Source organism: Anaeromyxobacter sp. SG66, assembly GCF_022690805.1.
Lineage (GTDB): Bacteria > Myxococcota > Myxococcia > Myxococcales > Anaeromyxobacteraceae > Anaeromyxobacter > Anaeromyxobacter soli.
This window is the reverse complement of sequence record NZ_JALCZC010000155.1, coordinates 1-7,858: the sequence shown is the minus strand read 5'-3', so window position 1 is coordinate 7,858 and position 7,858 is coordinate 1. Positions and strand designations below refer to the sequence as shown.

Annotated in this window: 8 protein-coding genes and 1 pseudogene; 2 read left to right on the top strand and 7 right to left on the bottom strand. The window is 75.5% G+C overall.

Annotated features, from left to right (window positions below; all coding sequences use genetic code 11):
• The 3 genes and pseudogenes from MNZ39_RS22495 to MNZ39_RS22485 form a co-directional block, all read right to left on the bottom strand.
• Positions 1-486 (bottom strand): annotated as a pseudogene (locus MNZ39_RS22495) (hypothetical protein); the annotation flags it as partial.
• A gap of 3 nt (positions 487-489) precedes the next feature.
• Complete coding sequence (locus tag MNZ39_RS22490; protein ID WP_242341341.1) at positions 490-1,302, bottom strand: family 1 encapsulin nanocompartment shell protein; 813 nt, start codon at positions 1,300-1,302, stop codon at positions 490-492.
• Positions 1,299-1,655, bottom strand: coding sequence for a ferritin (locus MNZ39_RS22485; protein WP_242341340.1), 357 nt, complete (start codon positions 1,653-1,655; stop codon positions 1,299-1,301). Before MNZ39_RS22485 ends, MNZ39_RS22490 begins: the two co-directional genes overlap by 4 nt.
• Positions 1,656-1,827: 172 nt before the next feature.
• Between MNZ39_RS22485 and MNZ39_RS22480 the strand changes: the two genes are divergently transcribed.
• A complete protein-coding gene (locus MNZ39_RS22480; RefSeq protein ID WP_242341339.1) occupies positions 1,828-2,442 on the top strand; it encodes a DedA family protein in 615 nt (204 codons plus the stop codon).
• 112 nt (positions 2,443-2,554) lie between these two features.
• The gene (locus tag MNZ39_RS22475) at positions 2,555-2,932 is read left to right on the top strand and encodes a response regulator (RefSeq protein WP_242341338.1); all 378 of its coding nucleotides are present in this window, start codon (positions 2,555-2,557) and stop codon (positions 2,930-2,932) included.
• A gap of 31 nt (positions 2,933-2,963) precedes the next feature.
• On the opposite strand, the gene MNZ39_RS22470 is transcribed toward MNZ39_RS22475, so the two are convergent.
• The 4 genes from MNZ39_RS22470 to MNZ39_RS22455 form a co-directional block, all read right to left on the bottom strand.
• Positions 2,964-5,501: an MMPL family transporter gene (locus MNZ39_RS22470; protein ID WP_242341337.1), complete on the bottom strand. Its 2,538-nt coding sequence runs from the start codon at positions 5,499-5,501 to the stop codon at positions 2,964-2,966.
• A 120-nt stretch (positions 5,502-5,621) separates the two neighbouring features.
• Positions 5,622-6,302, bottom strand: a complete 681-nt coding sequence (locus MNZ39_RS22465; RefSeq protein WP_242341336.1) for a metallophosphoesterase — start codon at positions 6,300-6,302, stop codon at positions 5,622-5,624.
• A complete protein-coding gene (locus tag MNZ39_RS22460; protein ID WP_242341335.1) occupies positions 6,299-7,042 on the bottom strand; it encodes a lysophospholipid acyltransferase family protein in 744 nt (247 codons plus the stop codon). Before MNZ39_RS22460 ends, MNZ39_RS22465 begins: the two co-directional genes overlap by 4 nt.
• Positions 7,039-7,707: a 1-acyl-sn-glycerol-3-phosphate acyltransferase gene (locus MNZ39_RS22455; RefSeq protein WP_242341334.1), complete on the bottom strand. Its 669-nt coding sequence runs from the start codon at positions 7,705-7,707 to the stop codon at positions 7,039-7,041. The genes MNZ39_RS22460 and MNZ39_RS22455 overlap by 4 nt, the downstream gene beginning before the upstream one ends.
• Between the last annotated feature and the right edge of the window lie 151 nt (positions 7,708-7,858).

Below are 7,858 nucleotides of genomic sequence, written 5' to 3'. Positions count from 1 at the left end.
CTGGAGCGCCCCGGCGCGGAGGGCCTCGCGAGCCCCGCCCGGCGCCGTCGCCGCGACCCGCAGGAGCAGCTCCACCCGGGCGAGCGCGACCGGGCTCGCCGGGCGCCCCTCGGAGGCGAACACCTCGGCCGCCCGCCCGCGCAGCGCGCGCGCCGCCGTCCGGAGCTCCTGCTCGGCCTCGCGCAGCGCAGCCGCCCCCTGCCCGGCGAGCGCGCGGCGCTGCCCGGCGCGGAGCCGATCGCCCGCCTCGAGCAGCGCCTCGATCTCGGGCCCCCGCTCGCGGGCGACGCGGTTCAGGACCCAGGCCAGGCCGACCGGACGGCGGACCTTGCGGAGCGCGGCCGCCCCCGCGGCGTCCCCGCGCTCGGCGAGGGCGCGCGCGAGCGCGTCCCGCTCGGCGGTGAACCGCGACGGCGACGTCGCGAGGAGCCTGCCCACCTCCTCACCGCCGGGGAGACCGCCCTCGCCTGCGCGGCGGCGGGCCATGGGCTAGCGGCCGCGCAGGACGGCGACCGAGCCGGGCACGCCGGGCATGAGGGTCACCGACTCGACGAGCGAGATCTGGTGGAAGATTCCCTCCCGTCCGTCGTAGGCCGCGGCGAGCTCCTGGCCGACGATGATGCGCGGACCGGACGCTGTCCGCATCACGACCACCGCGCCGTCCTCGAGCACGGGTGCCTTCACGATGCCCCCCGCGAACGCGGGCTGGAGCTGCTGGTACGGCGTGAGGGCGGTGCCCGGGTAGGGGCGCAGGAGCTGGTAGAAGCGGCCCGGCGAGACCGCCACCGCGTAGGGTCCGTGCCGGCCCGCCGCGTCGAGCCGGGCGAGGGCACCGAGCAGGTCGTCCGCGGTCCGGGAGGGATCGCTCCAGTCGCCCGCCGGCAGCTCGACCGCGCCCTCGTGGCCGAGGAGCCCGCGCACGCCTGCGCGCGGCAGCCCCTCGAAGACGATCCGATCCTCGGCGCGCGCGATCTGCCGCGCCGCCTCGGACGCCTCGGAGAGGACGAGCGGCTCGCCGCAGGCGACGTCCGCCTCGATCGCGCGCGCGCCCAGCGCGAAGGTGCGGTGGATGACCGGGAGCGGGCGCACCTTCGGCACGTGGACGTGGGCGCCCTCCGGCTCCTCACCGAGGGGCAGGTCCTCCGCGACGCCGGCGCGCGCGCCGAACCCGATCGGCCCCACCACCTCGAGGAGCCGCCGGCCGGCCCGCACCTCGTCCGCGGCACCCCGCGCCACGGCGTCGATGCGATCCCAGACCTCCTGCTCGAACGGGGCGCTCTCTCGATCCTGCCAGCTGGTCATCGCTTCCCCTTCTCGCGCGGCGCCTCGCCGCCCGCCTCGGCGGAGGTCTTCGCCGCGTCCTCCTCGGTCACGATCGGTCCGGCGTGGCCGGTGTGCTCCTTCAGCATCCGGGCGAACGCGAGGTCGTGGCGGCGGATCCACTCGAGGATCATCGAGGCGTGCTCCTTCTCCTCGTCGCGGTTGTGCGCGAGGATCTCGCGGAGCTCCGGGTCCTCGATCGCGTCGACCCGCTGCTGGTACCAGTCGATCGCCTCGAGCTCCTCCTGGAGCGAGACGAGCGCCCGGTGAAGGTCCTTCGTGCGAGCGGACAGGAGCTCCTCCCGCTCGTGCCATCCCTGCGATGCGCCGGCCATCCTGCACGAGTGCGCAGCCGGGGCGGCGGCGCCAAGCCCCGGGCCGTTCGGCACCGCGTCCGGGGGGCCATACGGACAGTGGACGATAGACGCCCCGCGCCGCCGCGAGAGGATCCGACCCGCGGCGGGAAGCGAGTTCCTTGGCGAGCGGTTCCATGGCATGAGTCCTCCCGTGGAGAGCCCTGCCGACTTCCTCGCCCGATGGCAGTACACCGGCCTGTTCGCGGTGATCTTCGTGGAGGAGGCCGGGGTCCCGCTGCCGCTGCCGGGAGATCTGTTCATCGCCGCGATGGGGTTCCTCGCGCACGGCGGGCGCGCCGCGTTCGCGCCCACCGCCGCGGTCGTCACGACGGCGACCGTCCTTGGCGCGGCCCTCCTCTACCTCGTGTCGCGCCACGCGGGCCGCCCGCTCCTGGTCCGCCTCGCGCGGCGCCTCGGCTACACCGAGGAGCGCGAGGCGCGGCTCGAGGCGTGGCTCACCCGGCGCGGAGCCCCGGCGGTCGTGCTCGGCCGCCTCGTTCCCGGGCTCCGCATCGTGATGACGGTGGTCGCCGGAGCGCTGCGGCTCAGGCAATCGACGTTCGCGCTCGGCACGCTCGTCGCGGGGCTCGTGTGGGCGACGCTCTACTTCTGGATCGGCTGGGCGCTCGGCGCGGGCTACGAGCGCGTCGGCGGCGGTGGCGCGCTGGCCAGCGCCTGGCCCGCCGCCGTGGCGATCGCGATCGCGGCCTCCCTCGCCCTCACCTGGCGCGTCCGCGCCCGGCGCGCCCCGCGCGCGGAGCCTTGAGGGAGCACGCCGCGCGCGCTCGCGCCGGGCGGCCTCGCGCTCCGCGCCGGCGCGGCCGTCCCCGTCGGTGCGTGGCCTCGCCGCAGGTGTGCGGGCTCCCTACGTTTCCGGCGTGGAAGCCACGATCATCCGTCGGATCCTGCTCGTCGAGGACGACTCGGGCATGCGTGAAGCCATCCGGGCGCTGCTCGAGCGAGCGGGCTTCTCGGTGGCCGTGGCGCGAGACGGCGCCGAGGCCTGGGAGATGCTCTCCCGCGGACCCAGGCCCGTCGCGATCCTGGCCGACCTCTACACGCCCCGCATGACCGGGCACGACCTCGTCGCCCGCATTCGCCGCACCCCGCGCTTCGCGCGCGTGCCGATCATCGCCATGAGCGGCGAGCGCGCCACGAAGACGCGACCCGCGGCGGAGGCGTTCCTCGAGAAGCCCTTCTCGCGCGAGCAGCTCGAGTGGGCGCTGCAGCGCGTCGGCGCGGCAGAGACTGCCTAGCTCCCGCCGGCATCACCCGGCGGCCGAGCGCTCACCGCGCCGCCCGCAGATCGACGCCGGTCTCGTCCGACCCTGCGCCCCGGCCGGCGTCCGCGCCGGGGCGCTCCGCGCTCCGCTCGCGCCAGCGCAAGACGGCGGGGAGCGCGACGAGCGCGGCCGCGAGGCAGGCGAGCTCCCCCAGCACCGCGAGCAGGCCGAACGAGAACAGCGCCTGGTTGCGCGCGACGAGGAGCGAGGCGTACCCGATGATCGTGGTGAGCGAGCAGAGCGCCACCGCCCCGCCGGTCGTCCGCAGGATGTCGGAGATCGAGCGCGCGTTGTCGACGCGCCGCCGCTGGAAGATGTTCGTGGCGTAGTCGACGCCGATGCCGAAGGTGATCGGGAGCGCGATGAAGTTCAGCATGTTGAGGCGCAGGTGGAGCACGCCGGCGAGCCCGCCGAACCACAGCACGCCCACGGCGAGCGAGGCGAGCACCCAGCCGGCGTCGGCGAGGGAGCGCACCGAACGCTTGCCGAGGCCGAACGCCACGAGCACGAGCAGCACGACGCCCGCGAGCGAGAGAACCGTCGCGCGCGGGCCGTCCGCCTGGATGGCGTAGAGCACGTCCGCGAAGACGAGCAGCGAGCTCGCCACCGGCGCGTCGGCGGGCAGGCCGAGGCCGCGCAGCTCCTGGGTGAAGCGGAGCACGTCGCGCCCGTTCCAGACGTCGATCTTTCCGGACGGGTAGACGAGCACGGGCGTACCCACGCGCCCGTCCAGCTCGGTGAGCTGGCGCCGCAGCACGTCGGGCAGGTCCATCACGCCGAAGGGCCGGAGGTCCGCGGGCGGGAGCACCGCCTCGACCGCCATCCGCCTGTCCGGCGGGAGGAACGACAGGTTCTCGCGCGTCGCGAGCGCGCGGATCTCGCGCACGACCGGGAGCTTCTCCTCCTGGTCAGGGGGAACGAAGGCCTCGATCGAGATCACCGAGCCGATGGTGGTCGCCGGGGTCGCGCGGCGGTGGTCCTCGATGCGGCGCGCGAGCTCGCGCGCCTGGGCCTCGTCCTTCGCGAGGAGGGCGGTGGGGGTGAGGTGCTCGCCGAACAGGTCGTCGACGCGCGCGTCCCACCAGCCCGGGCCGCCCCGCTCCATCGCCGAGGCGTCGCGCAGGTTGCGGAAGTCGTACTCGAGCGCGTCCTTCGCGAAGTGCGCGATGGCGAGGACCGAGACCGCCGAGAGCACGACCGCCACGAGCGCGGTGACGCGCGGCGCGCGCTCGACGAGGTGCGAGAGCGCGAGCGTGAAGATCGGGCGCGACGGCCGCTGGCCCTCGCGGGTGATGGGCGAGCGCCGCTCCCAGGCGAGGACGAGCGGCGGCGTCATGACGTAGGAGAACAGCCAGGAGAGCGCCATCCCCACGCCGCCGATGAGCCCGAACTGGTTGAAGCCGCGGAAGTCCGTGGAGAGCAGCGAGGCGTAGGAGACGCCGGCCGCGAGCGCGGCCGTGAGCGTCGCGAGCCAGGTCGCCCCGACCGCGGTCTGCATGGCCGGGATCGGCCCGGCCCCGTGCCGCCGCTCCTCGAGGTAGCGCGCGAAGAGGATGAGGCCCACGTTGATGCCGTTCCCGACCACGATGGAGCCGAGGAACGCGGTGTTCGAGTTGAGGTGCCCCACCGCTAGCTCGGCGACGCCGAACGTCGCGAGCACGCCGGCGAGGAGCGGGATCCCGACCGCCGGCACGGCCTTCCAGGTGCGGTTGTAGATCGCCACCGCCGCCGCGACGGCGAGGATGACGAGCAGCGTCGCCCACACGAGGTCCTCGGCGAGCGCGTCGTGCTCCATCACGGTCGAGGTCACGTACCCGCCGTAGTTCACCTCGAGCGCGGGCGCGTACTTCTTCGGATCGAGCTCCTTCACCGTCTTGCGGACGAGCTCGTTCAGCGCCGCGACCTTGCCGTAGTCTCCGGGGGTCGAGCCGAGCCGGACGATCATGGCGAGGATCGTCATCTTCTCGCCGGGCCTGCCGGGGACCGGCACTTGACCCATCGTGTACCCTTCGCGGAAGCGGCCGAGCAGCTCCTTGCGGTCGCCGCCGAGCTTCGCGATGAGCCCCTCCACGTCCGGCGCCGCGCCCTCCGCCTTGCCCTCCCGGCTCGCCTGCTCCCAGGCGACGCGCCCCGCGAGCACGTCGCGCAGCTGCTCGAGCTCCGCCTTCGGCGGGAAGAGCAGCAGGCGCGGCCGGTAGAAGTCGGCGATCTCGTCCACCCGGTACTCCACCCAGCGGACGAGCTCCTTCGGCGCGGCGTCGAGCTTCTCGGCGAGATCGTCGGCGAAGAGCTGGAGCGTCACCGCGTCGGCGCCCGAGAGGATCACCGTCTGCTCGGCGAACCCGCCCACGCGCGCGGTGACGTTCTCCAGATCGACCGCGCTCTTGCTCGTGGCGGGGAGCAGCTCCGACAGGTCCGGGCGCAGGTCGCTGTAGAGCCGCACCGCGCCGACGCCCCCCGCCAGCGCCAGCACGGCGCAGACGGTGAGGAGGAGGGTGCGGTGGCGGTCTGCGAAGCAGACCCAGCGCTCGAACGGTCGCATGGTCGGGTACGTATCCTTCTCCCGGGCGTTCGGTGGGCACACGCGCCAGGGGCAGGTGTTCTACCGCATTTCACCCCGGTTTGATTCCAGCAGACCCCCGCTGTTCCCGGGGTCGCCCGGTCACCCGGAGAGGATGCGCGCGGCCTCTTTCGCGTCGAGCCGCGCCAGCCGGGCGCCCCCCTCCTCGCCGAGCACGAGGTACGAGAGCGCGGCCGGGGTGAGCCCGCCGGCGTTCGCGTAGGCGTCGCCGGGCCGGAGGTGGGGGACGTGCACGTGGCCGAACACGCCGAGCGCGCACTCCTCGCTCGCGACGAGCGCGAGGCAGCGGCGCCGGAACACCGCGAGCATCCGCTCCTCGGCCACTGCCCGCGCGAGCGCCTCCACGGCGCGCGCGGCGCCGCGGACGAGCGTCAGCCGCCCGAAGCGGCGGGAGATGTCGTCGCCGAGCCGCCCGATGGGCGAGCGGCTGACCGGGTCCGCGGCGTGGCCGTGCGCAACGAGCACGCGCCCGATCGCCGGCACGTCGAGCACGAGCTGCTCGGGACCGGCGTCGGGGTCGTGGTTCCCCGCCGTGCGCTCGAGCCTCCCCTCGGCCGACAGCGCGGCGATCGCGCGGACCACCTCGGGGTGCGCCGCCTCGGCCCTCCCCTCGCCGGAGAAGAGGACGTCGAAGACGTCGCCGTTGAGGACGACCCGGACGCCCGCCTCCCGCGCCCGGGCGAGGAACGCGCGCGCGAGCCCTCGCGACGCGACCGGGGTCTGCGGCGCGAGGTGCCAGTCGCTCGCGATCCAGATCGTCACCGCCCGCTCGCTCCTCGCCGCGCGAGGAGCGCGTCGTAGAGCGCCTGCGTTCGCTCGCGCGCGAGCGCGTGGAGGGGCTCGACGAGCGCACGCTCCCGGCCGCGCCCCGGCGCGTGAGGCACCGGGATCGGCTCGCCGAGCGCGGCCTGGAGCCGGGCGGGCAGCGGCAGCGGCGACCAGAACGAGAGCCGCTTCACGCGGAAGCCGGGGTACGCCTCCGCGCCGCCTACCACCGCGAGCGGCACGATCGGCACGCCGGCCTCGAGGGCGAGTCGGACGAAGCCGTGGCGGCCGTCCCAGCGGAGCCGGTAGAAGTCGCGCGCCGGTCGCGCCTCGCGCATCCCGCCGGGCGTCACGAGCAGCTGCTCGCCGCGGCGCAGCACGGCGAGGCAGCTCTCCTCGCTCGGGTCGATGAGGCCGAAGTGGCGCTTCAGCACGGGCAGGCCCGGCAGCGCCTTCTCGATGCGCGACTCGGCCGCCACGATGCGGAGCGGCGTGCGCGGGCCGCCGCGCTCGTGCCAGCGCTTCCAGGCGATGTGGTAGCCGGCCAGCACGAGGTCGAGCACGAGGTAGCCCGCGCCGTGCAGGGCCACGTAGATGCACGGCCCCTCCGGCGGCGGCGGCCCCTCGAGCGTCATCCGGTGGTACCTGGAGAGCGCCCGCGCCCAGGGGAGGTAGGCGCCCCGGTAGTACCAGCGCTCGGCGTCGATGGGGGGCGGCGGCGCGGCGGGATACGTCACGTGAGGCTCCAGGGGCTGCGGCGCGCGGCCGACGCGCGGCCGACGAGCGCCTCGGTCGCCGCGGCGACCGCGTCGGCGAAGGCGCCGACCAGGGTGGCCTCGGCGCTCGCGGGCGGGGCGAGCGGCGCGCCGAACCAGTAGTCGAGCGGCACCGGCAGCGGCAGGGGCGGGAGCCACGCGCTATGCCCGCGGCCGAGGGGGAGGCGCAGCGGGTGCTGCTGGTCCGCGCCCGCCATGGCGACCGGCACGACCGGCACGCCCGCCCGCGCCGCGATGCGCGCGTAGCCGCGCCGCCCCTTCCAGTCGAGGGCGTCGGCCGGCCCGTACAGCTCGCGCGCCCCGCCGGGGAAGACGAGCACCGACTCGCCGCCCGCGAGCGCCGCGAGCGCGGCCTCCTCCGTCGCCTCGATGGTGCCGACGTGCCGGCGCACCCAGCCGAGCGCCGGCAGCCGATGCAGCGAGGTGCCGCGCTTCTCCATCGGCCGGAACGGCACGCGCCCCGTGTCCCAGAACGACACGAGGCCGAGCAGCATCGTCTCGAGGTAGAGCCAGGTGCGGGGGTGCTTCGCGACGTAGATCACCGGCCGGTCCGCGGGGACCGCCTCGAGGCCGTGCACGCGCGGGCGGTAGTAGAGGCGGAGCGCGCGCGCGAGCGGCACGAGCACCGCCGTCTGCCGCCAGGTCCGGGGAAAGCCAGATGTTCTGACGGGGGCTGCGCCCCCGCCCCGCCGAGCAGAGCTCGTCGGGGGCCCACCCCGGCTCGCCGGGTCCCGTGCGCCACCGCGGGCGGCTTCGCCGCTGTCGCGGTGGCGCCCC